Raw genomic sequence first — 25,786 nt, forward strand, 5'->3', positions numbered from 1 at the left:
CCAGATCGGCTGGTCAGGGGTGGTGTGGATACTGACATTCATGAGTGAGCGCGTCGAGGGCACGGGACCCGACACAGCCGGTGACCCCGCGGACTTCCGGGTGCATGTCGCGACCCAGGCCATTCGCCTGTTCGCCGAGCACGGGTACGAGGCGACCACGGTCGAGCAGATCGCCGCGGCGGCGGGCATCTCGCGGCGCACGTTCTTCCGGCAGTTCCGGTCGAAGGAGGACGTGATCTTCGCCGATCACGAATCCCTGATCGCGCAGGCGTCCGCGTTCCTGTCCGCCACCACGGCGGACCCGTGGGAGGCGGTCTGCGACGCCGCGCGCCTGGTCTTCGACCGGTATCGCGAGAACCGGGAACTCTCGGTGCGCCGCTATCAGGTGGTCCAGCGGGTGCCCGCACTGCGCGACCGCGAATTGGTCACCGGTTATCGCTACGAGCGGGTGTTCAGCGACTACCTGCGGGCCGCCGTCCCCTCCGCCCCGCCCCTCGCCGTCATCGGCTTCACGGCCAGTGTCACTGCGTGCCACAACTACCTGCTCAGAGCCATGATCCGCGGTGACGAGCACGCCACGCCCGAGGCGCTGCGCGCCGCCCTCGCCGAGGTCCGGGACAAGTTCGCGCCCGGGGCCGCCGCGAGGCGCGCCCCGGCCACCTCCGCTCTCGGCGAGACGGTGACGGTGGTGACGTACCCACCCGGTACGCCCGCCGACGAGGTGGCCCGGCAGGTACGCCGGCAACTCGAGGCGCAGCATCCTTGACTGGCACTAAGTGCCATGCTTGACTAAGGGTATTCGTGGACGTACGTACGCGATCGGCATGAACATGCCGAGGGGTACGGACAGCCAGCCCAACCAGGCCTGGCACTGAGTGCCCGAACACTCGGCGCCGCGGCCGCACGCACGACGAGGAGCGTCCCTATGTCCGGCAATCCCGATTTCCCCCTCTTCCAGCTGAACGAGGAGCACGAGGAACTGCGTGCCGCGATCCGCGCGCTGTCCGAGAAGGAGATCGCGCCGTACGCGAAGGAGGTGGACGAGAAGTCCCGCTTCCCGAAGGAGGCGCTGGACGCGCTCGTCAACTCGGGATTCAACGCCGTCCACGTCCCCGAGGCCTACGACGGCCAGGGCGCCGACTCGGTAGCCGCGTGCATCGTGATCGAAGAGGTCGCCCGCGTCTGTGGTTCGTCCTCGCTGATCCCGGCCGTCAACAAGCTGGGCACGATGGGTCTGATCCTCAAGGGCTCGGAGGAGCTCAAGAAGCAGGTGCTGCCCGAGATCGCGGCGGGTGCGATGGCGTCGTATGCCCTGTCCGAGCGCGAGGCCGGATCCGACGCGGCCAGCATGCGCACCCGCGCGAAGGCGGACGGCGACGAGTGGATCCTCAACGGTTCCAAGTGCTGGATCACCAACGGCGGTCAGTCCACGTGGTACACGGTGATGGCCGTGACCGACCCCGACAAGGGTGCCAACGGCATCTCCGCGTTCATGGTGCACAAGGACGACGAGGGCTTCGTCGTGGGACCGCTCGAGCACAAGCTCGGCATCAAGGGCTCCCCCACCGCCGAGTTGTACTTCGAGAACTGCCGCATTCCGGGCGACCGCATCATCGGTGAGCCCGGCACCGGCTTCAAGACGGCCCTCGAGACGCTCGACCACACCCGTCCGACGATCGGTGCTCAGGCGCTCGGTCTCGCGCAGGGCGCGTTCGATGCCGCCGTCGCATACACCAAGGACCGCAAGCAGTTCGGCAAGTCCATCGCGGACTTCCAGAACACCCAGTTCATGCTCGCCGACATGGCGATGAAGATCGAGTCGGCCCGCCTGATGGTGTACACCGCGGCCGCTCGCGCCGAGCGTGGCGAGAAGAACCTCGGTTTCATCTCCGCCGCTGCGAAGTGCCTGGCGTCGGACGTCGCGATGGAGGTCACCACCAACGCGGTCCAGCTGTTCGGTGGCGCCGGCTACACCACCGACTTCCCGGTGGAGCGAATGATGCGAGATGCGAAGATCACCCAGATCTACGAGGGCACCAACCAGATTCAGCGACTGGTCATGTCACGCGCACTGCTCAAGTGACGCACAGTTCTGCTGCGACGGTTCCCCGCTGGAACGCTCCGGCGTTCAATGGGGGACGGCACCCACGGGTGCCGCGGTAGGTGACAGCACGGTTCGAACCGGGAGCTGCTCGAAAGCAGGCCGTTCGGGGGCCGGCACCGTGACCGACGCAGGGAGTTGAGTGGACATGGGATCGATCAGCATTCTCGGTGAACTGGTGGACGTCCTGGGCGAATTGATGGCCATCATGGGTGGCCAGGGACCAGGCGGCATCGGTGGCGGTGGCGGTGGCGGCCTGGGCGCAGGCAGCCTCGGCAGCTGACCGCTCGGCGGCATCCGCGATCTCCGTCACCCCGGCGTCGAGCTTTCGGCGCCGGGGTGACGGACGTCCGGCGCCGGATAGCAGAATGACCCTGATAGCAGAATGACCCTGACAGCGCCTCGCCCGTCGGCGAGGTCACGAGACGACTGTGGAGATTCGACTGTGGAGCTAGTTGGTGTGATCGGTGGCGGCACTATGGGTGCCGGCATCGCCGAGGTGTGTGCCAAGGCCGGAAGCAACGTCCTGGTCCTGGAGACCAAGCAGGAGTTCGCCGACGCCGCTCAGGCCCGCATCGCGAACTCGATCGGCAAGGGCGTGGCCCGCGGCAAGATCTCCCAGGAGGAGGCGGACGCCGCCATCTCCCGGGTCCGCGTGACGCTCGACATCGAGGAGTTCGCCGACCGCGACCTGGTGATCGAGGCCGCGCCGGAGATCGAGGCGCTCAAGTTCGAGATCTTCGGCAAGCTCGACAAGATCGTCAAGCCGTCCGGCATCCTCGCGACCAACACGTCGTCGATCCCGGTCATCAAGATCGCCAACGCGACGCAGCGCCCGTCGCAGGTCGTCGGCGTCCACTTCTTCAACCCGGTGCCGGTCATGCCGCTGGTGGAGATCGTCGTCAGCCTCGTCACGTCGGAGGAGACCGTCGCGGCCGTGACGGAGTTCGCTCGTGACACCCTGGGCAAGAAGGCCGTTCGTGCGGGTGACCGCGCCGGATTCATCGTCAACGCGCTGCTGATCCCGTACCTGTGCGACGCGGTTCGCATGCTCGAGTCGGGCTACGCGTCCGCCGAGGACATCGACGAGGCCATGAAGGGCGGCTGCGGTTACCCGATGGGCCCGCTGACGCTGCTCGACACCGTCGGCCTGGACGTCGCACTCGCGGCAGCGGAGTCGCTGTACGCCGAGTTCGCGCAGCCGAACTACGCGCCCCCGGCCCTGCTCCGCCGCAAGGTCGACGCCGGACACCTGGGTCGCAAGACCGGCCAGGGCTTCTACAGCTACAAGTAACGCAACGGATCTCTCGGTGCCCCATCGCCTCCCGAGGCGGTGGGGCACCGTCGTCCATGCCCGGGTCCGGGCGGGGGCCCGGGCATGGACGACGTTCGGCCCGCACCCCGGGCGGGGGTGCGGGCCGAACGCGGTCAGGCGACGTATCAGGCGGGGAACAGAGCGTTCAGCGCGCCGATCAGGCCCAGGATCGCACCGATGCCACCGACGACGGTGCCGATGCCGCTGACGACGGGCTGAATCTGCTTGATCAGCGCGAGATCTGCGTCGGAAGAACCCATTTCGAAACTCCTCAGTGTGAATGGTGTGTCCGCGCTTCGTAGCGCGTCCCGGGATGCTGCACGGTGCTCACGACGATAGCCGCGAGTTCCGGACAGAGATTCTGCGAGACAGTCGATTTCGCTCCGGCCTGCTCGAATCTCCGTGAGCAATATTCATGTGACCCGGCAACGATCCCGGAACAGTCGGGTGTCGAACAGGCGAACAGCAGCGGTCGAATCGGGTCAGCCGACCGGCAGAGAACGGAGGATCCGGACAATTCCGGAGAGGGGTGTCTGCCGGTCCGAGTAGTCGTAGTTACGGACACGCCCGTTTCCCAGGTTGAAATAGGTCCCCACCTGACCGAACTCCGGGAGCACCGGCGGCGTCGTGCACACGTCCGCGACGAGGCACGGGTAGTCGGCGAACAGAGCCGCGAGACGCTCACGATGGGGCGCGGAGATCCGGAACCGCGGATCGAGCAGCGAGTCGGTCTCGACCTGGAAGTACTCGACACCGGCGGCCACGAGGCGGTCCAGATGGAGTCGGCTGTCGAGCAGGCCCACATCGTCCTTCAGGACGAAGAAGCCGTTCGCGATCTTCGGAACCGGCAGACGTTCCAGGAAGTCCAACTGTTCGGCCGCCGCCGACTCCTTGGCCGCATCGACCGCCGTGAACTCGAAATAGGTGGGCCGGAGCGCTTCGACGGCATCGACGACGTCCTGCGGTGAGTGCGCCGCCGACGCGTCGACGTACAGCGAGGTGCGCGGCCCGACGACGTCTTGCAGCATGGTGAAGGTGCCCGCGTCGACCACTCGCCTGTCCGTCTCCGCAGGATCGCCCAGGCAGATCCCGACGAGGTCGACGCCGCGCAGTTTGCCCGCCTCGAGACGCGAGGTCACCTGGTTCACCTTGATCACGGAAACCTCCTGCGCGAATCCCGAGCCCCGATGGTAACCGAGGTCCCCCGCACGTGCGGGGGACCTCGTCCACCGGCGCCGGCGAGCTCAGTCGTCGAGTACGCCGATCCGTCCCTCGACGGCCGCCCGTGCGATCGATTCCTGCATCGCCGGGCAACTACGAGCGCGCGACACCGGGTCGGCGGCGTCGTCCAACACCTGGCACGTGGACCGCGCCTCGGCAGTCCACTGCACGGACGTGTGCTGCCAGCTGTTCTTGACCACCAGCACCCGACAGCCGCAGCGGTCGCACTCGACCGGTTCCACCGCTACACCTGTTCCGCGGCCGCGCGGCGGGCGAGATTGTCGGCCACTTCCCGCTTCCACGCCTCGACGGGCCTGGTGGTGTCGAGTTCGAACTCGAAGCGGTCCACCATGTCCGTGGTGACGTCCGCGACGTCCACGTAGAACTGCTCGTACCAGCGACGCAGCTGGTAGACCGGTCCGTCCTCATTGGTGAGCAGCGGGTTCTCGATGCGCGTCTTGTTCTTCCAGATCTCGATGTCCTGCTCGAAGCCGACCCCGATGTAGCCGATCATCGCGTCCACCAACTGATCCGCGATCTCGGCGGGAACCTGCTCCGTCTTCTTCACCGAGATGCCGTACATCAGCACGAACTTGTCCGGCGCGATCGGGTAGTGGCAGTTGATGAGCACGGACTCGACGTCGTACTTGTCGTAGTGGTAGATCAGGTCGTCGATCATGAACGACGGGCCGTGGTAAGCGGCGACGGACGTGTTGCCGACCAGGCGCGGCACGTCCGGATCGGTCCACTCGGTGACGTCGTCGCGGCCGACGCCCTTCTGCTCCTGGATTGCGACGTGGCCCTCGAAGACGTTTTTGAAGTACGTGGGGAACGAGTAGTGCACGTAGAAGAAGTGCGCCATGTCCACGACGTTGTCGACGATCTCACGGCAGTTGGTGTCGATGACGAGCGACTTCCACTGCCAGTCCGTCCATTCGGCGTCGGTCGAGCGCATGGCGGGAATCGTCACCTCCGGCGGCGGCGGGTTGCCCTCCGGGTCGTTCCACACGAACAGCAGCTCGTCCTGCTCCATCGTCAGCCATGCACGCGTCTTCGCGACCGGGGGAACGCGCCGGGCGTAGGGAATGTCGGTGCAGCGGCCCTTGCCGTTCCAACGCCAGTCGTGGAACGGACACGCGACCGAGTCGCCCTTGATCTCGCCCTGGCTCAGGTCGCCACCCATGTGCCGGCAGTAGGCGTCGAGGACCTGGACGTCGCCCTTGCTGTCGGCGAACACCACCAGCTTGGTGCCGAACGCCTCCACCGAGTGCGGCTTGCCGTCGCGGAAGCCGTCGACGAGCCCCAGGCAGTGCCAGCCGCGGGCGAAGCGCGCCGGCGGCGTGCCCTGGTCGATGATGCGGATCTCGTCGGTGTCGACGTCGTCGGCATGCGCGGAGGTCATGGTCAGTCCTTTCGTCCCACGGTGCACGCAGGCGGGCTGTGCCGGTGCTCCGTTCGAACCTCCAATCTCCCGACGCCGCAGCCCCGGTTCCAGAGGCCCTCCCGTTGACTGGTCATTCGTTCGGTGACGCCCTCAGCTCGACACCACGCCGACGAGGTCCGGTGCCACGACGTCGGACAGCCGGTCCCACGGCACCGTCACCACGATCAGCCCGATCGCGTGCGGACCGACCTGGTAGTCCGTGAAGTGGATTTCCATGCCGGCCGGCGTGGCCACCCAGTTCGCGAAGTTCTCCCGCTTCGGCTCGATCCCTTCGCGCAGGAAGTCGGGTCCGGCAGCCGTCGCGGGAAGTAGCTCCGCAGACTCCTCGGACAGCCGGTTCAGGCCGGCTCGGAGGTCCGGGAACAGCCGGTCGAGCGTGACGGGCTGCGCATCGTCGGCGATCACCACCGTCGCGACGAGCGGGGTCGGATGGGCCCCGGGCGGGTCGGCGTTCCACGACGTCACCAGAAGCCCGCTGACGACCCGGGATCCGATGTGCACCACCGCCGAACGGTCCGTGGATTCGAGCGTGAACCGGTCTCCCGGCCACCCGTCGATCTGGTCCTGCAGTGCCGCCCGCATCGACTCGTCGAACTCTGCCGCCACGGCGGGGTCGCCGCCTTCGATCTGCGGGACCACGACGTCGTACCGGACCCGTCCGGTGTCGCCGGTGACATGCACCGTGGTTGCGGTGTAGGCGTTTTCCGCCGGCGGGGGCGACGTCGCCGTCGAGGCAGGAGCGACCGCCGACGCCGTCGGCTGCGGTGCCGCGTCCGTTCGCGCGCTTCCGTCCGTCGCGGTCGAACACGCAGTGGCGGTCGTCAGTATCGCCGTGGCGAAAGCGAACCCGATCGTTCGAGGCAGGCGAGAAGTCGTCATTCGCCTCATTGTGCTCCTCGCGGGCCGGGCCGGCAGGACTGCGCCGACCCGGCCCGGCCGAGAGGCTCGGCGTCACGGCATCCGGGGTGCCGCTACCGACTCGCCCTCGTCGGTCTGCAGGGTGTACGCGGGTTCGGCATGACCGCGCGGCGACTGCGCCGGCTCGGAAGTGTCCTCGTACGCGTTCTCGGCGTGCACGACGATGTCGAGGCCACGTCGCTCGGTCTCGTCGTCGACGCGGATCCCCACCGTGCGATCGAGCACCTTCGCGAGGATCCAGGTCACGGTGAAGGTGTACGCGAACACCGCGGCGATCGCGAGGACCTGGCGTCCGAGCAACTCGATGCTGCCGCCGTACAGCAGGCCGGTGGCACCGCTGGGGGCGGTCGGCGTGGCGAGGAAACCGATCAGCAGACCGCCGACCACACCGCCGACGAAATGGAGAGCGGTCACGTCGAGGGCGTCGTCGAAACGCAGCCGGTACTTCAGCAGAACCGCGAAGTAACAAGCGATTCCGGCGAGGACGCCGACAGCGAGGGCGCCGAGAGGCGAAACCGCACCGCAGGACGGCGTGATGGCGACCAGCGCAGCGATGGCGCCCGAGGAGGCGCCGAGTGTCGTCGGTGCGCCGTCCCGGAGGCGTTCGACGACGAGCCACGCGCAGGCTCCCGCGCAGGCGGCGACGAGCGTGTTGAACACGGCCACCGCCGCGTCGTTGTCGGCCGCGCCGAGTGCACTGCCGTCGAACCCGAGCCACCCGGTGAGCAACAGGCCCACACCGAGGAGCACGACCGGCAGGTTGTGCGCCTTCGGTTGCACCGGCCACGTCCGGCGGCGGCCCAGGACGATCGCCATCGCGAGGGCGGCGACGCCCGAGTTGACGTGGATGGCCGTGGATCCCGCGTAGTCGACGGCCTCGAGGGCGTTGGCGATCCACCCTCCCCGCACGCCACCGTCGGCAGAGTCGAACGCGAACACCCAGTGCGCGACCGGGAAGTACACGAGAGTGACCCACAACGCCGAGAAGATCATCCATGCACCGAACTTCATGCGGTCGGCCACCGCGCCGGCGACGATTCCGATCGTCAGTCCCGCGAAGCACAGGTGGATCGCCGCCAACCCGAGCGGCGGCAGGGCGCCGTCTTCGGGCGCTTCGAGCAGTTGGCCCAGGCCCGCGAACTCCAACGGATCGCCGACGAGTCCGGCGCCACCCACCGAGTCCCCGAAGACCATCGAATACCCGAAGGCCACCCACAGGAATGCGGTCAAGCAGAAGGAGACGAAGACCATCAGCATCATGTTCATCGTCGTTCTACGGCTGACCATGCCGCCGTAGAAGAGAACGAGACCGGGAAGCATCAGGGCGACGGCCAGGACGGCCGTCAGAAGCCACGCAGTATTGCCGCTGTCCATGCGGTACTCCCACTCGGGTGAGGGCCGCCCGGGCGACGTGCGCCGGCGGCAGGTTTTCGATGTGTCATCGAAACCTTCGGACGGCCACTTTTCGATGCTGTATTGAAAATGTGTCGATTCGGTTAATCCAACCCTTCCGCCGCCGCGCGGGCACTTCGGACGCGCCGCCGGTCCCGCACCAGGGCGGCGACGGTCGTCGACGCGGACAGGTGTGCCAACTCGCGCATCCGCCGAACGTCCTGCTCGCCCTGCCGGAACCGGTACTGGAGCCCCTCGCTGAGCGCGAGAGCCGCCGTCGTCGTCGCCGGCGCGTCGACGTCACGGAACTCCCCCGCAGCGACCCCCTGCCGGATCACCCGCGCGATCAGCCGTTCGAGCTCGCGGTAATCGGAGAAGAACTCGTCGAACGCCTCCGGTTGCGCGCGCGCCACGCGCTCGAGCTCGTAGAAGTCCAATGGGGCCGAGCACATCTGGACGACGTCGACGTACACGATCCGGTAGAGACGATGCGCCGGCGAATCCGTGGCATCCACGAGTTCGCGGGCGGTCTCGAGGGATTCGCGATTCTTGTCGATCAGCGCCTGCAGGATCGCTTCCTTGTTCGCGAACCAGTAGTACAGGGAGGACTGCCCCAATCCGGCTTCCCGCGCGATCGCACTGACCGAGGTCTGCGCGTACCCGGCCGCGGCGAACAGTCGCGCGGCGGCGCTCACGATCTCCTCACGCGGCGACTCGCCCTGCACCCCGCTGCGCCGAGGGCGCCCGACTCGTTGCCCCACCCCGTCATTACCCATGGGGAGATCGTCCGACACGGATCCACGATTTACCAAGCGGCAACAGTGGGGACACCCCTACGACACGACGCCCCCGCACAGTTTCGATAGGCCATCGAAATAAGTGGACGCCCCGAGGAGGACCCATGACCACCACCGAACCCAAGCTCGACGTCGAAGCGGTGAAGCAGCAGCTGCGGGCGGCCGGAGTCCGGTACGCGATCGCCAGTTTCGTCGACATGCACGGCAATTCGAAGGGCAAGTTCGTTCCGATCGACCACCTCGACAACATGATGGGCGGATCGGAACTGTTCACCGGCGCCGCGCTGGACGGACTGCCACAGGACATCAGTGACGAGGAGCTGTCCGCCCGCCCCGACCTCACCCGGTGGTTCCAGCTGCCGTGGAACCGCGAGTACGCCTACTTCCCGAGCAGCCTGCACACGGCAGGACAGCCGTTCGAGGCCTCGTCCCGCGACATCCTCCAGCGGCAGCTCGCCGCGGCCGCCGACCTCGGATACGGATTCAACCTGGGCATCGAGACCGAGTTCTTCGTCCTGAAGGACTCTCCCGCCGGAACCACCGAGGTCAGCGACCGCGACAACCTCAGCAAGCCCTGCTACAACGTGGCGACCACCCTCGACAACATGGGCTGGCTGGGCGAACTCGTCCAGGCCATGAACGAACTCGGTTGGGACGTCTACTCGTTCGACCACGAGGATGCGCGAGGCCAGTTCGAGGTCGACTTCGCGTACACCGACGCACTCACCATGGCCGACCGTTTCGTCTTCTTCCGCGTCATGGCCAACGAAATCGCACGCAAGCACGGACATTTCGCGTCGTTCATGCCCAAGCCTTTCGCGGACCGCACCGGCTCGGGTGCCCACTTCAACATGTCGCTCGCCGATCTCGAGACCGGCGCGAATCTGTTCCGGACCGACGACGACCCCCGCGGCGTGGGCATCTCACCGCTCGGCTACCAGTTCATCGCGGGCGTCCTGCGACACCTGCCGGCGATCACCGCCGTCATTGCGCCCACCGTCAACAGCTACAAGCGCCTGGTCCGCAAGGGCAGCATGTCGGGCTCCACGTGGGCGCCGGTCTTCGTCAGCTACGGCAACAACAATCGGACCAACTCGCTGCGCGTGCCGCTCGCCGGCGGCCGCGTCGAGTGCCGCGCCGCCGACATCAGCTGCAACCCGTACCTGGGCGCGGCAATGGTGTTGGCCGCCGGTCTCGAGGGCGTGCGCGAGGGTCTCGACCCGGGCGCCCCCCGCACCGAGAACATGTACCGCTACAACGACACCGAGATCGCCGAGATGGGCGTGTCCCTGCTTCCCCGCTCGCTCGGCGAGGCGATCGACGAGTTCCGGGCCGACAGTCTGTCCCGGGAAGTGTTCGGGGACGCGCTGTACCAGGCCTTCATCGACTACAAGACCGAGGAATGGGAGTCGTACCAGTCGCACATCTCGTCGTGGGAGACCGACCGCTACCTCAAGTTCTTCTGACATGTCGGTGGCACGAAGCTTCTCGCTGGGGAGGTTCACGACCGAATTCGGCGTGGACCTCCCCGGCGCGCACCTCTCCTACCGCACCCACGGGACACTCGACCGGGACGGCACCAACTGTGTCCTGTTGCCCAGCTACTACACCGGCACGCACCGCAGTTACGAACCGTGGATCGGACCGGGCCGCATGTTCGATCCACGGGACTGGTTCGTGGTCGCGGTCGACATGTTCGGCAACGGACTGTCGTCGTCGCCTTCGAATCATCCTCTCCCCCGGATCTTTCCACTACTCACGATCGCCGACAACGTGCGTGCACAACGCGCCCTGTTGGATTCGCTGGGAGTGCGGGGTATCGCACTCGCGGCGGGATGGTCGATGGGCGCGCTGCAGTGCTACGAGTGGGCCGTACGGTATCCGTCCATGGTCCGCAGCCTCCTGCCGATCTGCGGCGCCGCGCGATGCTCGGACTTCAACCGAGTCTTCCTCGACGGCGTCGCCTCGACGCTCACGGCCGATCCCGCCTACCGGTCGGGAACGGGGCCTCCGGTGGACGGGCTGCGCGCGTTCGGGCGGGTGTACGCCGGCTGGGCGTACTCGCGGGACTTCTTCGACCGCGGTTCCTACCGGGACGTCGGCTACGACTCGATCGACGACCTGCTCGACGGGTGGGCGAACGACCACGCTGCGATGGATGCCGACGACCTGACGGCGATGCTCGACACGTGGCGCACCGCAGACGTCGGCCGAGGGCACGCGGGCGGCTTCGACGCCGCACTCGGATCGATCGGCGCACGAACCATCGTCATGCCCGGTACCACCGACGCCTACTTCACTCTCGCCGACGCCGCCCGCGAGGCCGCGCTGGTACCCGGCGCCGAGTTGCGACCCATCGACTCCGAACTCGGACACATCGCGGGGCGCCCCGGAATCCGGCAGGCCGAGACCGACGCGATCGCCGCCGCCGCGCGGGAACTGCTGACCGATGCCCCGCTCACGCACACGCCGGAGACGACAGCCCCGCGACACTGACGATGCCGCATGCGTTGTCCTTCGACAGCTTCCACACACCGTCCTCGGCGACGAAGGTCATGACGCTCTCGGGTGCGGGCTGACCGTCGAGTGCCATGACGACGGTCGCCGCGACCGTGCCGTCACCGAGGTCGGTGACGTCGGTGACCTGCGCGGACGCCTTGTTGACCTTCGCCGCCTCGACTACCTGCTCGATCAACTGCGGATCGGCCTGCGTGCCCTGGACCAGCGTGACCTTCTCCGCCGCGGGGACCGTCTCGTCGAAGGCGCGCGCCAGGTTCGCGTTCAGTTCGGCGGGTGTCGGCGCAGCGACAAGCTGCGGTGTCACGGTCGTGGACGACGGCGGAGGCGACGGTGCAGGGTCCCCAGGCTCCGCCGGCTCGGAGCACGCTGCCGTCGCGAGTGCCGCACCGCACAGGATCGCCGCCGCAAGCACCTTCGGACTCCGCTTCGCCCCACCACGCATCGACATCATCTCGCTCCATTCGCCCGGTTTCCCTCGAGTGCGCAACGGTAGAGGCGCTCCGCACCCGTGCGCCTTTTTGGTAGCGGGCACCACCGAAAAGGCGCACGGGCGCGCAGCGCCCTTACCATCGAAGAGATGACCGCTCCGGCGCTCCAACTGAAATCGCCGCGGGGACGGTGGGTCGTGGCGGCCACCGTTCTCGGCTCGTCTCTGGCAATGCTCGACGGCACCGTCGTGAACGTCGCGCTGCCCCGGATCGGTGAGGATCTCGGCGCCGAGGTCGCCGGCCTGCAGTGGGTCCTCAGCGGTTACACGCTGACGCTGGCGTCCCTGATCCTGTTCGGTGGGGCCCTCGGCGATCGGGTGGGACGGCGACGAGTATTCGTCTGGGGCACAGTCTGGTTCGCGGGCGCGTCCGCTCTGTGCGCGCTCGCACCGAATGTCACGATCCTCGTGGCGGCACGTCTGCTGCAGGGTGTCGGCGCCGCACTGCTCACCCCGGGGAGTCTCGCGATCATCTCGGCGTCGTTCGACGAGGAGGACCAGGGTGCCGCGATCGGGTTGTGGTCCGGGCTGGGTGGGGTGGCCGCAGCCGTCGGCCCCCTGCTCGGCGGCTGGCTCGTGGAGGTCGCGGGCTGGCGCTCGGTGTTCCTGATCAACCTGCCGCTCGCCGTGGCCGTCGTGTGGGTCTCGGCGCGGCACGTGCCCGAGACCCGGGACCCGCACCCGCCCGAACGCCTGGACGTTCTCGGTTCTGCACTCGCCGCGCTCGCGTTGGGCGCCCTCACGTACGGGCTGATCGAGACGGCCGTGTGGGCGGTGATCGCCGGGCTCGTCCTCATGGCCGCGTTCGTCGTGGTCGAGAGGCGCTCCCGGTACGCGCTGGTGCCGGGATCGTTGTTCGCCTCCCGCGTGTTCGTCGCCGCCAACCTGGTGACCCTCGCCGTGTACGCGGCGCTCGGCGGTGTCTTCTTCCTGCTGCTCCTGCAGTTGCAGATCGTGTCCGGCTACTCGCCGCTGGCCGCCGGCGTCGCGTCGCTGCCGATCACGATCCTGATGCTGCTGCTGTCGTCGCGGGCCGGGCGCTGGGCGCAGATCCACGGCCCCCGCACCCCGATGACCGTCGGACCGCTGCTCGGCGCCGGCGGCCTGCTGTTGATGCTCCGTATCGGGCCCGGCGCGTCGTACCCGACGCAGGTGCTGCCCGCGGTGCTGGTGTTCGGACTGGGATTGTCGGCGCTCGTCGCACCCCTCACCGCGGCCGTGCTCGGTTCGGTGTCGTCGGATCAGGCCGGGATTGCGTCGGGCGTCAACAACGCCGTCGCTCGCACCAGCCAGCTGCTCGCGGTGGCTGCGCTTCCCGCGCTCGCCGGAATCGGCGCGGACGCCCTCGCCGACCCTGCGGCATTCGCGTCGGGCTTCCGCGTGGCGATGCTCATCTGTGCCGGGTTACTCCTGATCGGCGCGGTGCTCTCCGCGGTGATGATCCCCCGCAAGGCCGCGGCAGAGGAAACGGCGGGCGAGTCCGTCGCGTGCCAACCGCACTGCGACGTCACCGCGCCCGCCGTCCAACCTCCTACGAACTGACTCGCGGTCAGCCCGCCACCGCGGGCCACACCGGAGCCGTGCTCCACGGGTGCGCGGCCTCGAGCTGCGCCGCGACGCGGATCAGCAGGTCCTCGCGCCCGTGCGCGGCCACCAGCTGGGCACCGAGCGGCAGACCCGTCGAATCCTTGCCCAGCGGAAGCGAAATCGCCGGCTGTCCACCACTGTTGAACGGTGACGTCAGCGCGCCGTAGGCGCCGGCGTGCTGCCACATGGCCTCGAGATCCATTGCATCGAGCACGCCCAGTTCCGGCGTCGGCCGGCACAGCGTCGGGCTCAGCAGCAGGTCGTACTCGGTGAAATACCGGCCGATCTCGCGCCCGGTGAGCTCGAGTGCCGCATAGGCGGCGGCCAGGTCGGTGACGGATTGCGACTTGCACCGGTCGTACTGGACGCGCGCCATCGTCTCGAGGTCGTCGTCGCGCAGTTCCCGGCCCAGTTCGGCGAGCCGCTGGTCGATCTCGACGGCCATCGGCGCCGACATCAGGTACTGCATCGCGGCCCCGAGCGCCTCGGGATGGAACGTCGGCGCGGCCGTCTCGACGTGATGTCCCAGCTTCTCGAGCATCACTCCGACGTCGGATGCGACCGCCGCGCAATCCGGGTGGACCGGATCCCCGCCCGGCATCGTCGTGGTGATGCCGATGCGAAGCTTGCCCGGATCGGCACCCACCTCGTCGACGTACGGGCGAACGGGCGGCGCGATCCCGAACGGTGCGCCCACTGCCGGGCCCGACGTGAGATCGAGCAGCAGCGCGGTGTCCCGAACACTCTTGGTGACAGCGTGTTCCACCGACAACGGACCGGACAGCGGAGCACCGGACGGCATCCGGCCGCGGGACGGCTTGAGTCCCACCAGGCCGTTGGCGGACGCCGGAATCCGGATCGAACCACCGCCGTCGCTGGCGTGCGCGGCCGGGGCGATACCGACCGCGACGGCCGCGCCCGCGCCACCGGACGAGCCGCCGACGCTGTGGGTGAGCCGGCGCGGGTTGCGCGTCGGACCGAACAGCACGGGCTCGGTGCTCGCGTTCTGGCCGAACTCCGGGGTGTTCGTCTTGCCGATGACCACGAGCCCGGCCCGCCGGTAGCGCGACACCAGTTCCGTGTCCGCGTTCGCGACCCGACCCGCGAACAGCCGGGAGCCGTTGGACGTCGGAAGCCCCGCGACGTCGGCGTGAAGATCCTTGATCAGAAAGGGGATTCCCCGCAGCGGTCCGTCCGGAAGCCCGGCGTCCACCTCGGCGAGTGCTTCCTCGGCCCGCTCGGCAACCACCGCGTTGACGGCGGGGTTGCGCTCCGCGATCCGGTGCAGCGCGAACTCGACCACCTCGCGAGCCGACACGTCACCGTCTCGGATCGAAGCGGCCAGCCCGGTCATGTCCTGACCGTCGAACAAACTCTCGATCGACATACCTGTCCCTCCCGCTCCCCGCGTTTTGCGCACTTATCGCGCTCCGGGCACCGGAATTTCAGCGATAAGTGCGCAAAACGCGGGAGATATGTGTGTCAGACGTTGTGGCAGGCCACGAAGTGGTCGGGAGCGACTTCCCGGAGCTGGGGCTCCTCGGCCGCGCACCGATCGGTGGCCAACGGGCAGCGGGTACGGAACCGGCAGCCCGACGGCGGATTGAGCGGCGAAGGCAGGTCGCCCTCGATCTGCGGTGTGGCGTCGGCCTCGCCGCGGAGCACGTCCGGGTCGGGAATCGACGCGAGCAGCAACTGCGAGTACGGGTGCTGAGCCCGCTTCTCCATGTTGTGGCTCGGCGCGATCTCGCACACCTTGCCCAGGTACATGACCATCACCCGGTCGCTGATGTTCTTGACCACCGCCATGTTGTGCGCGATGAAGATCATCGTGAGCTCGAACTCGGTCTTCGTCTGTTCGAGCAGGTTGAGGATCTGCGCCTGGACCGACACGTCCAGACTCGACACCGGCTCGTCGCAGATGAGCACCTTCGGCTTGAGCATCATCGCGCGGGCGATGCACACGCGCTGGCACTGACCGCCGGACAGCTCCCCCGGGAGCCGGTCCCACACCATGTCCGGGTCGAGGCCGACCGCCTGGAGCAGTTCCCGGCCCAGCTGGTCGAGGCGTTCCTTGTTCCGCTGTCCCCACATGCGCGGGCCCTCGGTCACCAGGTGCTTGACCTTGCGGCGCGGATTGAGCGACGAGATCGGGTCCTGCATGATCATCTGCATCTGCGCCCGGATCTTGCGCAGCGCAGACGGACTGAGCGTGGTCAGCTCGATTCCGTCGATCTCCACGCTGCCCGACTTCGGTGCCGGCAGCTGCAGCACGGCGCGTCCGGCAGTGGACTTGCCGCAACCGGATTCGCCGACGATGCCGAGGGTTTCACCGGGCAGCAGATCGAAACTGATATCGGACACGGCGTGCACCGTCTGGCCGCGGCCCGCCGGGAACTCCACGACGAGGTTCTCGACCGCGAGCACGGGCCCCTCGTCCCTGCGCAGGTGCGCAACTCCACTTCCGGCCATCAGATGGTCTCCACTTCCAGCTCGCGAACTTCTGTGCCCGCGGCGGCGGGCATCCCGAGGTCGGCCACACCGTCCAGCGGGAAATGGCACGCCACCTCGTGCGGGTGGCGAGCACCGGCGGTGTCCGCGGATGCCGTCAGCGTCGGCACGACCTCCCGGCACTTGGCCTGGGCGTACTTGCACCGAGACGCGAACGAACAGCCCGTGGGCGGCTTCGTCATGTCCGGCAGTCCACCGTCGATCGACTCGAGCCGGGTGTGCGGTTCCTGCTCGAGGCGGGGAACCGCGGCGAGCAGCGCCTCGGTGTACGGGTGCCGGGGGCTGGCGAACAACTGCCGGGTCGGCGCCGTCTCTACGATCCGTCCCGCGTACATGACCGCGACCCGATCCGTCTGCCCGGCAACGACGCCGAGGTCGTGACTGACGAGGATGCCGGCCATGCCCATCTCGGTGCGCAGCGAGTCGAGAAGCTCGAGGATCTGCTTCTGCACGGTGACGTCGAGCGCCGTGGTCGGCTCGTCCGCGATGGTGAGCTTGGGATCGCACGCGAGCGCCATCGCGATCACCACACGCTGACGCATACCGCCGGACAGCTCGTGCGGGTACTGGTCGATCCGCCGCGTCGGCTCGGGAATACGCACCTTGCGCAGCAGTTCGATCGCCCGCTCCCGCGCCGCGGCCTTGTCCAGGCCGAGGTGGGCGCGCAACGACTCGGTGAGGTGGGTACCGATCCGCTTGAACGGATTGAGCGCCGACATCGGGTCCTGGAAGACCATCGCGATGTCGTTGCCCCACATCTGCTGCTGTTCCTTGCGGGTCAGTCCCTGCATGTCGCGGCCCATGAAGTTCACGGTGCCGGTGACGGTGGTGTTGCCGCCGTTCGAGACCAGACCCATGATGGTCTGCCCCAGAACGGATTTGCCGGAACCGGACTCACCGACGAGGCCGAGGGTCTCGCCGGCGTCGAGTTCGAGGGACACCTGCTCGACCGCACGCAACTGTCCACGCTTGGTGCGGAACCTGGTGGACACGCCGTCCACCGTCAGGATGGGTTCGTTGCTACTCACAGTTTCACCTCCCGGGTCCCACCGGTCTTCTTCTGGGCCTTCTCACCGACCATGTTGAACGAGAACACCGTCAGGAACAGGAACACGCCGGGCACCAGGACGATGTACGGGTGCTGCTCGAAGACGTTGCCCTGGCCCTCGGAGATCATGTTTCCCCACGTGGGCGACGGTGGCTGGATGCCGAGGCCGAGGAAGCTCAGCGACGCCTCGGCGACGATCATCACCGAGATCATCACCATGCCGAGCGACAGCAGCGGCAGCGCCACGTTCGGCGCGATCTCCCGCAGCATCACCCGCCATCGTGTGGCGCCCATCGCTCGTGCCGCCAGGACGAATTCGCGTTGGGAGAACACCAATGTGTTCGCTCTGGCGATACGCACCATGGATGGTATGGCCAACACCGCGAGCGCGAACGAGACGTTCCGCAGGTTCGGCTGCAGGACGGACGCGAGCGCGATCAGCAGGATCAGTGCCGGTACGGCGAGCAGCGAGTTGGTGAGGATGCCCACGACCCGGTCGACCCATCCGCCGAAGTAGCCGGCGAGGATGCCGATCGCGCCGCCCACCAGGATGCCGATCGCGACCGCGGCGACCGCCACGATGAGCGACGACCGGGCGCCGTAGATCGAGCGCGCCAGCATGTCCAGCCCGAAGTTGTTGGTGCCCAGCGGATGCGACGAGAACAAGCTCGGCGACGCGTAACTCTTCGCGCTGAGCGTCTTGGTGGTGTCCTCGTGCTCGGCGAGCGGCAGCAACGGGGCCGCGATCGCGGCGACGATCAGCACCGTCAGCCACGCACACGACAGGATGAACGTCAGGTCGAAGTCGGAACCGAAGCGGGCCAGACCCAGTCGACGTACACCCATGTACAGGGCGATCAGGCCGACCACGAAGACCGCCACCCGCGCGCCCATCACCAGGACCGGCAGCACACCCAACGCCGCGCAGACGACGCCCACGACGGTCAGGATCGTGCCGATCCGATACAGATTGCGGCGCTCCGCCAGATCCTTCGCGTTCGCCAGCTCCTCGGCGCCCGCGTCGTCGAGCACCCGGCCGGTGAACGCCGGCATGTCGATATCGTCCATCTTGGTCTCAGACATGGGCTCGTCGGCTCCTTGGGTCGAGGTATCCGTAGGAGATGTCGATGACACCGTTGGCGACCACGTAGATGACGGCGATCACCAGGACCGCTCCCTGCACCATCGGCATGTCGCCCTGCTGCGCCGCACGCACGATCAGTGAGCCCATACCCGGAAGGGAGAACAGCGTCTCGACGATGACGGTGCTACCGATCATCGAGCCGAGCACGATGCCCAGCATCGTGATGAGCGAGAACGACGACGGCCGCAGCGCGTCGCTGAACAGCAACCGCGCGTTGGACATACCCTTCGCCTTGGCGACCAGGATGAAGTTCTCCTTGAGCGTCATCACCAGGTCGCTGCGCAGAATGCGGATGAACATCGCCATCTCGAGCAGGCTGATCGTGATCGCCGGCAGGATCGCGTGATACAGGTTCTGCCCCAGTCCTTCCGAGACCCGAACCCACTGCGACCGTGGGAACCATCCCAGATAGTTGACCATCACCATGATCAGCAACAGACCCGACAGGAAGGACGGGATCGACAGCACACCGAACGTGCAGGCGCTGATAGCGCGATCGATCCACCCACCCTGATGACGCGCCGAGTACATCGCCAGCGGCACCGCCACCACGATCGCGATGAACAGACCCATCACCGCCAACTGGATACTCACCGGCAGTGCGGCACTGATGCTGTCGGTCACCGGGCCCTGGGGCGGCACCATCGAATTACCGAGATCGCCCTGCAGCGCACCCGACAACCAATCCCAGTACCGCGTGAAGAAGGGGTCGTTCAGCCCCATGTCCGCACGAGCTTGTGCGTACTCCTCCGGCGAACGTCCCTCACCGAGCATCGCGACGGACGGATCACCCGGAATGAGCGAAACGAGTGCGAACGTGCCGAGACTGACGACGAAGAGCACGACGATAAGCTCGATCACCTTGTCGATCACGGTTCTCGTCATCGGCTCATCGCCTCCTTCCTGTGTTCATGGGCATACCAATCCGATTGTGATCGCCGATCCGGCACTATGATGCGGATTCGGAAGAGAGCCAGGCATTTCCGAACAGCATGATGCCATCGGCGCTGGGTGTGATGCCGTGCGAGTTCTTACTCCACGGGATGAAGTACTTGCCACTGTTGACCACGAGCATCGGGTTCGTCTCGTTGACGACCGTCTGGATGTCCTCGACCACCGCGAGGCGATCCTCGTCCGTAGGAGCCGTCTGCAGTTTGCCGAGCAGATCGTCCATGGTCGGGTTCGCGTAGCCCAGGACGTTCGACGACGATTCACTGTAGAGATTGCCGTACAGGCGAACGAAGGGCGACTCGTCCAGGATGTTGAATCCGGCGTAGCCGATGTCGTAGTCGTGTTGCGCATACATGCGCTTCACCAGATCGTTGATGCTCGTCGTGTAGACGATGTCGACGGTGAAACCGACGGCCTGGAGCATCGATTGGAAAGCGAGCGCGCTGCTCTGGGTGGCGGGATCGTTCAACCCGACGTAGGTGAGCTTGCCGTCGTACCCGTCGGCCTTCGCCTCGGCGAGATACTTCTTCGCGGCCTCCGGGTCGTAGCCACTACCGGCAACGCTGCCGTGCCACCGCGACCAGTCCTGGAACATGTCACTGCCCGGCATGCCGTGGCCGCCCTCGACACGCTGGTTGAACGTTTCCGGGTCGAAGCCGGCGACGATGGCCTTCCGGACCCGTTCGTCCGACGCGGCCCGCCCCTCACGCTGATTGATGTTTCCGACACCGCCCATGTTGACGGTGTAGACGTAACCCACGTCGCCCGCCTCGAGGGCATTGTGAACGACCTCCGCGCCACGGAGGTAGGCCGCCTGGACGCCGCCGGTGTGCAGGGCGTCGAGCTTGCCCTGCTCGCTGACGATCGCGGGGAACCGGAGCTTCGCCAGGTGCGGCTCACCGTCCCAGTAGTCCGGCCGGGCAGCGAGAACCAACTCGTCCTGCGACGCGAACTTCTCGACCGTGAAGGGACCGGCGCCGATCGGGGTGAACGTGCCCGTGGCCATCGAGGACGGGGCCACGATCATGCCCGGCCCGGTCGTGAACATGATCGGGAACTCGTTCCACGGCTGCTTCAGCGTGAAGACGACGGTCGACGGGTCCGGGGACTGGATGTCTGCGACCGTCGCCTTCCACACCTGCGAGTGCGTCGCCTTCTTGTCCAGGTAGTGGCCGATGCTCCATCGCACCGCCGCCGCATCCACCGGAGTCCCGTCGCTGAACGTCACACCGGGACGCAGCGCGAGGGTCCAGACGGTGTTGTCCCCGTTCGGCGTCAGCGACTGCGCCAGTTGCGGCTGATACTCCTTGGTCTCGGGGTCGTAGCGCATCAGCAGGTCGTAGATCGCCGCCATCTCGCTGCCGCCGGTGGCGCCGCCGTCCTGCCGATCGGCCGGATCGAGACTGCTCACACCGTTGTACGTCGCGTACGACAGCGTGCCGCCCGAAACCGGGTCACCGCCGTCGGACTGCTCGCCCACGAGACCGGTCGTCACGTCGGAGGCGTCGGTCGCCGCACCCGACCCACCAACGGCGCAACCGGCCAGCAGAACTGCAGTGGCGGTGAGCGCGGTCAGGAGAGTCCCGGCCCGAGCCAACGAGGATCGCGTCATTCGTACCTACTTCCGTCGAACTCGAAACGCCACTAGGAAAATGCGGGATCGGTGGTGTACACGACACGACCCGCGACCACGGTCGCGAGGACCGTGATGTCCTTGATCGCCGACGGTTCGACCCCGGTCGGATCGCCGTCCAGCACGACGAAATCGGCGAACCGCCCGGGGGCGATTGCTCCCTTGACCTCGGACTCACCGCCGAGGCAGGCCGCGGATGTCGTGTAGCCGGCCAGCGCAGTCGCGGCGTCGATGCGTTCCTCGGGACCGAGGACCTCGCCGCCTCGCGTGACGCGATTGACCGCGGTGTGCATGGTGAACAGCGGATTCACCGGGGTGACCGGGCTGTCGCAGTGCAGCGCGAACGGAACCTGTGCCGAACTGATCGACGCGAGGGGGCTGATCCGGCTCCCCCGCTCCGGCCCGAGGAACCGATCGCGATGCCGATCTCCCCAGTAGTAGACGTGATTGACGAACACCGACGCCGACACACCGAGATCGCGCATCCGTCGGATCTGGTCGTCACGAAGAGCCTGAACGTGCTCGAGCCGATGCTGCAGTCCGCCCGGTAGCGGAGTTCCGCCCGCGGCAGCGAGTGCCTTCTCGATCGCGTCGAGCGCGAGATCGATGGCACGGTCGCCGTTGGTGTGGATGGCGACCTGTCGTCCTGCCTCGTGGCAGCGGCGCACCATCTCGTCCAGATCTGTGGGCGGGATCGCCATTTCACCGCAGTGGCAACCGCCGAGATCGTGGTAGGGCTCGGTGAGTGCCCCTGTGTGCAACTGGATCGACCCGTCCGAGATCAGCTTCACGCCACCGATCTCGAGATGGTCGTGGGCATCGGCGTCGGAGTCGTCGCCGACCGTGAAGCCCTCCAGTGTTCCGAACCCCGCGTACAACCGGGCCCGGAGCGGCAACTCCCCCCGGTCGAGCAGCCGCCGGTAGGAGTCGATCACCACGGGGGTGACGAACATGTCGTGGAAAGTCGTGACGCCGACCGAGGCCATCCGGGCCAGCGCTCGGCGCAGTCCCTCGTCCAGTTCCTCACCCGTGGGCATCGAGTCCTCCGGACTCACGACCAGGCGCATCGCGGGAATCTCCCGGAACTCGCCGGTCGGCTCGCCGGCAGGATTCCGGACGACGACGCCGCCCTCCGGTTCTGCCGTGTCCCGGTCGATTCCCTTGCTCCGCAGCACGAAGGAGTTCACGTACAGCCCGTGACCGGACAGGTGCCGCACCACGATGGGATGGTCGACGCTGGCACGGTCGAGGTCGGCCGCGGTGAGTCCACGGTCCTCGGCGACCAGGCTGTCGTCGAACCCCGACGCGGAGACGGGCTGCCCTGCGGGAGTCTCGGCCGCGCGCGCCGCCAGTGCGTCGATCAGCGACCCGATGTCGGGGCACGCGTCCGATCCGGCATCGACGTTCACACTGTTCATCCCCGACATGTGCGGGTGCACATGGGTTTCGATGAAGCCGGGCACGACGGTGCGGCCGCCCAGGTCGATCACCTCGGTGGTCGGTCCGGCCAGCGCGCGGATGTCCTCGTCCGACCCGACGGCCACGAACTTCCCGCCCGACACCGCGAAAGCGGTGGCAGCCGGTGCGCCCGGAGCCGGCACTACGACGCCCCTCACGTGGATGCGGTCGATGACCTCGACATCCCTGGTCGTCGCACTCCGGTCCAACGTTCGACTCCCTCGTGAGATGTGGATCACATAGCGTTTTGAAGAGGCTAGCGCACAATAGAATTCATGTCATTATCCGGGTCGGGGCTACTCTCCAGTAGCTTTCCGAGGCTCCCCGCCACCCGGACGGAGCGGCATCCGACGGCGTCAGTCGGTCGACAGGTGCGCACCCACCGACGTCACGATGCGGTACCGCTCCGCCGGGTGCGTGTGAATGCCGACAGCCTCGAGTGCACCGTTCGCATCGACGTGCCGATGCGTGACAACCAGTGCGGCACTTCCCTTCTCCGCATCCAGCGCATCCGCCAGATCGGATGCGAGAAGCGTGCCGGTGACGACCTGCTCGATGCGCTGACGCACCAGATTTGCGATGCCGAACCTTCCCGTCAGCACCATTCGGCGATGCGGCAGATCCGATCTCAGGTACACCTCACTCCAGCAGAACGGCGGCATCACCGACCCCCGAACCACGCGTGGCCCTGACACCCGATACCACTCGGAACCGACCGGAACACCGACACGTTTCGCCAAGTTGCTTTCCGCGACAATGATTTCCGACGACGGGTCGGTAATCCGCGTGCGCTCCACGAACGCGAGCATGCCGAGACTGCTCGTCACGAAGGCCTGGTGCCCCACGACCGGTTCCGGCGACTCGACCGTGGTCCCGGCGCCACGGCGCCGGCTGATCATTCCCGCATCTTCCAGATGCTTGAGCGCCTGCCGCACCGTGCCCCGGGCGAGGGATCGGGTCTGACACAGTTCGAGTTCGGTGGGAAGCTTGTCCCCCACCGCGAACTCTCCCGACTGGATCCGAGAGATCAGATCCTGCGCGAGCAGCACGTGCTGCGGGTCGGTCACGGAACAGAGGCTCTCCGCCCGTCCCACGACACGGATAACGCGCGAACCACAAGGTACATCGAGAGGTCCCTCCCGTATCACGCCGGCCGTTGTCGGTCGCCGAAGTCCTCACCACGGGCAGCGGAAGGCATCCGCGACCGGGACGAGAACTTTGTCTATACAAAGCTGTGTTCCGGACAATCTAGGACACCTATCTTGGTTCCACAAGAGTTTCGGTGAAATTCATTTCGGTCGGGTCCGCGGGTCTGCGGAGCCACCCGCGGAGCCCCGCCCGAATCGCTCCCCTTTGCTAACGAATACCGGTGCAACGCTGCGGAATCACCAGTTCGCCCGATTCCTTGTGGACGCACCGCAGGGCGGCTAGAGTCCGTTTCTGCAACGACCCCGACTGCACCGAATTCCGGTGCGATCGTCCTCTTCGACCGGGCAACCAGCCCCGTCGACTCAGAGATCCCATCGATCATCCGGGCGGGCCATCCGGCTCGTACCGACTGGCAGGCGTCGACCCCGACCGTGGAGGTTGGTACATGAAGAAGTATTCGAGAAGGCTCGCCCGAACGATGGCCGTCACGGTCGTCGGCGCGGTCGCGCTTGCCGGCTGCGCGTCGTCGGAGAGCTCCGACTCCAGCAGCGGATCCGGCGCAACGACGACGGCGTACGGCATCCTGGGCGACCAGGGCGACGGCGGCACGCCCGTGTCGGGCGGAACGCTGAGCTTCGCGTCCTACGCACCCGTCACGAACCTCGATCCGGCAGCGACTCAGCCTGCCGGTGCCACCGGTGGCACCGAGATGGCTGCCGTCTACGACGTTCTGATGCGATACGACTCGCAGTCCCGGAGCTTCGAGCCGCAGCTGGCGAAGTCGTTCGAGGAGAGCCCCGACTTCCTGACGTGGACGCTGAAGCTCCGCGACAACGTCAAGTTCAGCGACGGCACCCCGATGGACGCCGCGGCCGTCGTCGCGAGCATCGACCGCTACAACCAGCGACGTGGCGCCAACTCACAGGTTTACACGCAGATGGTCGCGAGCAATGTCGCGCAGGATCCGTCCACTGTGGTCTTCACCCTGAAGCAGCCGTGGCGCACCTTCCCCGCGATGCTCGCCTACGGTCACGGCATGATCGTCTCGCCCACCGCACAGCAGGGCGACAAGTTCACCCCGATCGGTGCGGGTCCGTTCACGCTCGTCAGTCTCCAGCCGCAGCAGGAGCTGCAGCTGAAGGCGAACCCCGACTACTGGGGTGGCGCGCCGAACCTCGACGGCCTGAAGTTCGTGGGGATCGCAGGTGAGCAGCCCAAGGTGGACGCGCTGAAGTCCGGCGGCATCGACGCGGCCTACCTGCGCAACGCGCAGACCGTGAACGCGGCGAAGGCCGAGTTCCCGGGCTACGTCGACACCACGAGCATGTCGATGGTGGGACAGCTCAACAACGCTCCCGGCCGCCCCGCCGCCGATCCCCGCGTCCGCCAGGCGATCGCGTACTCGATCGATCCCGAGGTCCTCAACCAGCGCGTGCGCGCCGGCGAGGGCATGCCCGGCACCGACATGTTCCAGCCGTGGTCCGAGTGGTACGGCAACGTCAACGGCATCACCCCCGACGCCGCCAAGGCCAAGGAACTCCTCGACCAGGCGAAGGCCGACGGCTTCAACGGCAAGATCACCTACGTCGGCGTCAACGATCCCGACGCACAGCAGCTCGCACTCGCGGTGCAGGCGCAGATGAACTCGATCGGCTTCGATGTCGCGCTCGAGTACACCAGCAGCATCACCGACATGGTCAAGCGCCTGTACATCGATCGCAACTACGACATGAGCTTCGGCGCGTACAGCATTGCGGACGTTGCTCCCGAGATCCGGCTCTTCAGCTCGCTGTCGAGCACCTCGACCAACAACATCCTCGGCTACAAGAGCCCGGAGATGGACGCCCTGCTCGGCAAGGTCCTTTCGGCTCCGGACGAGACCGCCAAGCGGGAGGCGATCGTCGACATCCAGAACCTGGTGAACACCGATCAGCCGTTCCTCTCGTGGGGCGCCGGCGTCAACTACGTCGCCTGGTCACCCGACGTGTACCGCGCCAACCCGACCGTCGACGGAATCATTCTGTTCGACAAGGCATTCAAGAAGAGCTGATCGCGGCACAGCCCGCGACGGAACGGGGATGCCCCCGCCACTCCCACGAGTGGCGGGGGG

The 25,786-nt window shown here is 67.1% G+C and carries 24 protein-coding genes; 8 read left to right on the top strand and 16 right to left on the bottom strand.

Annotation, left to right across the window (positions count from 1 at the left end; genetic code table 11):
• Positions 1–40: 40 nt before the first annotated feature.
• The 4 genes from A6I89_RS22275 to A6I89_RS22285 all read left to right on the top strand — a co-directional run bounded on the left by A6I89_RS22275 (position 41) and on the right by A6I89_RS22285 (position 3,395).
• Positions 41–766, top strand: coding sequence for a TetR family transcriptional regulator (locus A6I89_RS22275; protein WP_022598177.1), 726 nt, complete (start codon positions 41–43; stop codon positions 764–766).
• Positions 767–925: 159 nt separating this feature from the next.
• Positions 926–2,083 (top strand): acyl-CoA dehydrogenase, encoded by a 1,158-nt coding sequence (locus tag A6I89_RS22280; protein WP_005517308.1) that lies wholly within the window; start codon positions 926–928, stop codon positions 2,081–2,083.
• Positions 2,084–2,249: 166 nt separating this feature from the next.
• Positions 2,250–2,384 (top strand): hypothetical protein, encoded by a 135-nt coding sequence (locus tag A6I89_RS24990; protein ID WP_005517306.1) that lies wholly within the window; start codon positions 2,250–2,252, stop codon positions 2,382–2,384.
• A 162-nt stretch (positions 2,385–2,546) separates the two neighbouring features.
• Positions 2,547–3,395, top strand: a complete 849-nt coding sequence (locus A6I89_RS22285) for a 3-hydroxybutyryl-CoA dehydrogenase (protein WP_013417355.1) — start codon at positions 2,547–2,549, stop codon at positions 3,393–3,395.
• A 146-nt stretch (positions 3,396–3,541) separates the two neighbouring features.
• Here the strand turns inward: A6I89_RS22285 and A6I89_RS24995 are convergent, their stop codons facing one another.
• The 7 genes from A6I89_RS24995 to A6I89_RS22315 all read right to left on the bottom strand — a co-directional run bounded on the left by A6I89_RS24995 (position 3,542) and on the right by A6I89_RS22315 (position 9,167).
• A complete protein-coding gene (locus A6I89_RS24995; RefSeq protein ID WP_005517304.1) occupies positions 3,542–3,676 on the bottom strand; it encodes a hypothetical protein in 135 nt (44 codons plus the stop codon).
• A 222-nt stretch (positions 3,677–3,898) separates the two neighbouring features.
• A complete protein-coding gene (locus A6I89_RS22290; protein WP_022598180.1) occupies positions 3,899–4,573 on the bottom strand; it encodes a hypothetical protein in 675 nt (224 codons plus the stop codon).
• 87 nt (positions 4,574–4,660) lie between these two features.
• Positions 4,661–4,879 carry a hypothetical protein gene (locus A6I89_RS22295; protein ID WP_022598182.1) on the bottom strand — a complete coding sequence of 73 codons (219 nt, stop codon included), beginning with the start codon at positions 4,877–4,879 and terminating at the stop codon, positions 4,661–4,663.
• 2 nt (positions 4,880–4,881) lie between these two features.
• Positions 4,882–6,039, bottom strand: a complete 1,158-nt coding sequence (locus tag A6I89_RS22300; protein WP_022598184.1) for a 3-ketosteroid-9-alpha-monooxygenase, oxygenase component — start codon at positions 6,037–6,039, stop codon at positions 4,882–4,884.
• 132 nt (positions 6,040–6,171) lie between these two features.
• A complete protein-coding gene (locus A6I89_RS22305; protein ID WP_022598186.1) occupies positions 6,172–6,960 on the bottom strand; it encodes an RsiV family protein in 789 nt (262 codons plus the stop codon).
• 72 nt (positions 6,961–7,032) lie between these two features.
• Complete coding sequence (locus A6I89_RS22310) at positions 7,033–8,373, bottom strand: ammonium transporter (RefSeq protein ID WP_022598188.1); 1,341 nt, start codon at positions 8,371–8,373, stop codon at positions 7,033–7,035.
• A 122-nt stretch (positions 8,374–8,495) separates the two neighbouring features.
• Complete coding sequence (locus tag A6I89_RS22315) at positions 8,496–9,167, bottom strand: TetR/AcrR family transcriptional regulator (protein WP_044991468.1); 672 nt, start codon at positions 9,165–9,167, stop codon at positions 8,496–8,498.
• Between the two features lie 125 nt (positions 9,168–9,292).
• On the opposite strand from A6I89_RS22315, the gene glnT reads away from it, so the two are divergent.
• Both glnT and A6I89_RS22325 read left to right on the top strand, forming a co-directional pair.
• A complete protein-coding gene (glnT, locus tag A6I89_RS22320) occupies positions 9,293–10,654 on the top strand; it encodes a type III glutamate--ammonia ligase (protein WP_022598190.1) in 1,362 nt (453 codons plus the stop codon).
• 1 nt (position 10,655) lies between these two features.
• Positions 10,656–11,684: an alpha/beta fold hydrolase gene (locus tag A6I89_RS22325; RefSeq protein WP_005517294.1), complete on the top strand. Its 1,029-nt coding sequence runs from the start codon at positions 10,656–10,658 to the stop codon at positions 11,682–11,684.
• Here the strand turns inward: A6I89_RS22325 and A6I89_RS22330 are convergent.
• Positions 11,647–12,159, bottom strand: coding sequence for a WKL family lipoprotein (locus A6I89_RS22330; RefSeq protein ID WP_022598191.1), 513 nt, complete (start codon positions 12,157–12,159; stop codon positions 11,647–11,649). The two genes, A6I89_RS22325 and A6I89_RS22330, sit on opposite strands and share 38 nt — an antisense overlap.
• A 126-nt stretch (positions 12,160–12,285) precedes the next feature.
• Between A6I89_RS22330 and A6I89_RS22335 the strand changes: the two genes are divergently transcribed.
• The gene (locus A6I89_RS22335) at positions 12,286–13,737 is read left to right on the top strand and encodes an MFS transporter (RefSeq protein ID WP_022598192.1); all 1,452 of its coding nucleotides are present in this window, start codon (positions 12,286–12,288) and stop codon (positions 13,735–13,737) included.
• 7 nt (positions 13,738–13,744) lie between these two features.
• Here A6I89_RS22335 and A6I89_RS22340 read toward each other — a convergent pair whose 3' ends face one another.
• From A6I89_RS22340 to A6I89_RS22375, 8 genes are all read right to left on the bottom strand, one after another.
• The gene (locus A6I89_RS22340; protein ID WP_022598193.1) at positions 13,745–15,169 is read right to left on the bottom strand and encodes an amidase; all 1,425 of its coding nucleotides are present in this window, start codon (positions 15,167–15,169) and stop codon (positions 13,745–13,747) included.
• Between the two features lie 95 nt (positions 15,170–15,264).
• On the bottom strand, positions 15,265–16,254 hold the full coding sequence (locus tag A6I89_RS22345; protein ID WP_044991435.1) for an ABC transporter ATP-binding protein: 990 nt from the start codon (positions 16,252–16,254) through the stop codon (positions 15,265–15,267).
• Positions 16,254–17,321 (bottom strand): ABC transporter ATP-binding protein, encoded by a 1,068-nt coding sequence (locus tag A6I89_RS22350; protein ID WP_005517286.1) that lies wholly within the window; start codon positions 17,319–17,321, stop codon positions 16,254–16,256. The genes A6I89_RS22345 and A6I89_RS22350 overlap by 1 nt, the downstream gene beginning before the upstream one ends.
• On the bottom strand, positions 17,318–18,424 hold the full coding sequence (locus tag A6I89_RS22355; RefSeq protein WP_022598195.1) for an ABC transporter permease: 1,107 nt from the start codon (positions 18,422–18,424) through the stop codon (positions 17,318–17,320). The genes A6I89_RS22350 and A6I89_RS22355 overlap by 4 nt, the downstream gene beginning before the upstream one ends.
• Entirely contained in the window at positions 18,417–19,370 is a 954-nt protein-coding gene (locus tag A6I89_RS22360) for an ABC transporter permease (protein ID WP_005517283.1), read from the bottom strand. Before A6I89_RS22360 ends, A6I89_RS22355 begins: the two co-directional genes overlap by 8 nt.
• Before the next feature lie 64 nt (positions 19,371–19,434).
• Complete coding sequence (locus A6I89_RS22365; RefSeq protein WP_022598196.1) at positions 19,435–21,048, bottom strand: ABC transporter substrate-binding protein; 1,614 nt, start codon at positions 21,046–21,048, stop codon at positions 19,435–19,437.
• A 32-nt stretch (positions 21,049–21,080) separates the two neighbouring features.
• Complete coding sequence (locus tag A6I89_RS22370) at positions 21,081–22,670, bottom strand: amidohydrolase (protein ID WP_233283196.1); 1,590 nt, start codon at positions 22,668–22,670, stop codon at positions 21,081–21,083.
• Positions 22,671–22,883: 213 nt separating this feature from the next.
• Positions 22,884–23,594, bottom strand: a complete 711-nt coding sequence (locus A6I89_RS22375; protein WP_013417369.1) for a GntR family transcriptional regulator — start codon at positions 23,592–23,594, stop codon at positions 22,884–22,886.
• A 527-nt stretch (positions 23,595–24,121) separates the two neighbouring features.
• Between A6I89_RS22375 and A6I89_RS22380 the strand changes: the two genes are divergently transcribed.
• A complete protein-coding gene (locus A6I89_RS22380) occupies positions 24,122–25,726 on the top strand; it encodes an ABC transporter substrate-binding protein (protein ID WP_044991436.1) in 1,605 nt (534 codons plus the stop codon).
• The last annotated feature ends 60 nt before the right edge of the window (positions 25,727–25,786 follow it).

This window comes from Prescottella equi, from assembly GCF_002094305.1.
In the GTDB taxonomy this organism is placed as follows: domain Bacteria; phylum Actinomycetota; class Actinomycetes; order Mycobacteriales; family Mycobacteriaceae; genus Prescottella; species Prescottella equi.

What these genes read in the sequence shown, in the direction of transcription:
- A6I89_RS22275 (WP_022598177.1), top strand. Translation starts at nt 41, where the DNA reads ATGAGTGAGCGCGTCGAGGGCACGGGACCCGACACAGCCGGTGACCCC.
- A6I89_RS22280 (WP_005517308.1), top strand. Translation starts at nt 926, where the DNA reads ATGTCCGGCAATCCCGATTTCCCCCTCTTCCAGCTGAACGAGGAGCAC.
- A6I89_RS24990 (WP_005517306.1), top strand. Translation starts at nt 2,250, where the DNA reads ATGGGATCGATCAGCATTCTCGGTGAACTGGTGGACGTCCTGGGCGAA.
- A6I89_RS24995 (WP_005517304.1), bottom strand. Translation starts at nt 3,676, where the DNA reads ATGGGTTCTTCCGACGCAGATCTCGCGCTGATCAAGCAGATTCAGCCC.
- A6I89_RS22300 (WP_022598184.1), bottom strand. Translation starts at nt 6,039, where the DNA reads ATGACCTCCGCGCATGCCGACGACGTCGACACCGACGAGATCCGCATC.
- A6I89_RS22305 (WP_022598186.1), bottom strand. Translation starts at nt 6,960, where the DNA reads ATGACGACTTCTCGCCTGCCTCGAACGATCGGGTTCGCTTTCGCCACG.
- A6I89_RS22310 (WP_022598188.1), bottom strand. Translation starts at nt 8,373, where the DNA reads ATGGACAGCGGCAATACTGCGTGGCTTCTGACGGCCGTCCTGGCCGTC.
- A6I89_RS22315 (WP_044991468.1), bottom strand. Translation starts at nt 9,167, where the DNA reads ATGGGTAATGACGGGGTGGGGCAACGAGTCGGGCGCCCTCGGCGCAGC.
- glnT (WP_022598190.1), top strand. Translation starts at nt 9,293, where the DNA reads ATGACCACCACCGAACCCAAGCTCGACGTCGAAGCGGTGAAGCAGCAG.
- A6I89_RS22325 (WP_005517294.1), top strand. Translation starts at nt 10,656, where the DNA reads ATGTCGGTGGCACGAAGCTTCTCGCTGGGGAGGTTCACGACCGAATTC.
- A6I89_RS22330 (WP_022598191.1), bottom strand. Translation starts at nt 12,159, where the DNA reads ATGATGTCGATGCGTGGTGGGGCGAAGCGGAGTCCGAAGGTGCTTGCG.
- A6I89_RS22335 (WP_022598192.1), top strand. Translation starts at nt 12,286, where the DNA reads ATGACCGCTCCGGCGCTCCAACTGAAATCGCCGCGGGGACGGTGGGTC.
- A6I89_RS22340 (WP_022598193.1), bottom strand. Translation starts at nt 15,169, where the DNA reads ATGTCGATCGAGAGTTTGTTCGACGGTCAGGACATGACCGGGCTGGCC.
- A6I89_RS22345 (WP_044991435.1), bottom strand. Translation starts at nt 16,254, where the DNA reads ATGGCCGGAAGTGGAGTTGCGCACCTGCGCAGGGACGAGGGGCCCGTG.
- A6I89_RS22355 (WP_022598195.1), bottom strand. Translation starts at nt 18,424, where the DNA reads ATGTCTGAGACCAAGATGGACGATATCGACATGCCGGCGTTCACCGGC.
- A6I89_RS22360 (WP_005517283.1), bottom strand. Translation starts at nt 19,370, where the DNA reads ATGACGAGAACCGTGATCGACAAGGTGATCGAGCTTATCGTCGTGCTC.
- A6I89_RS22365 (WP_022598196.1), bottom strand. Translation starts at nt 21,048, where the DNA reads ATGACGCGATCCTCGTTGGCTCGGGCCGGGACTCTCCTGACCGCGCTC.
- A6I89_RS22380 (WP_044991436.1), top strand. Translation starts at nt 24,122, where the DNA reads ATGAAGAAGTATTCGAGAAGGCTCGCCCGAACGATGGCCGTCACGGTC.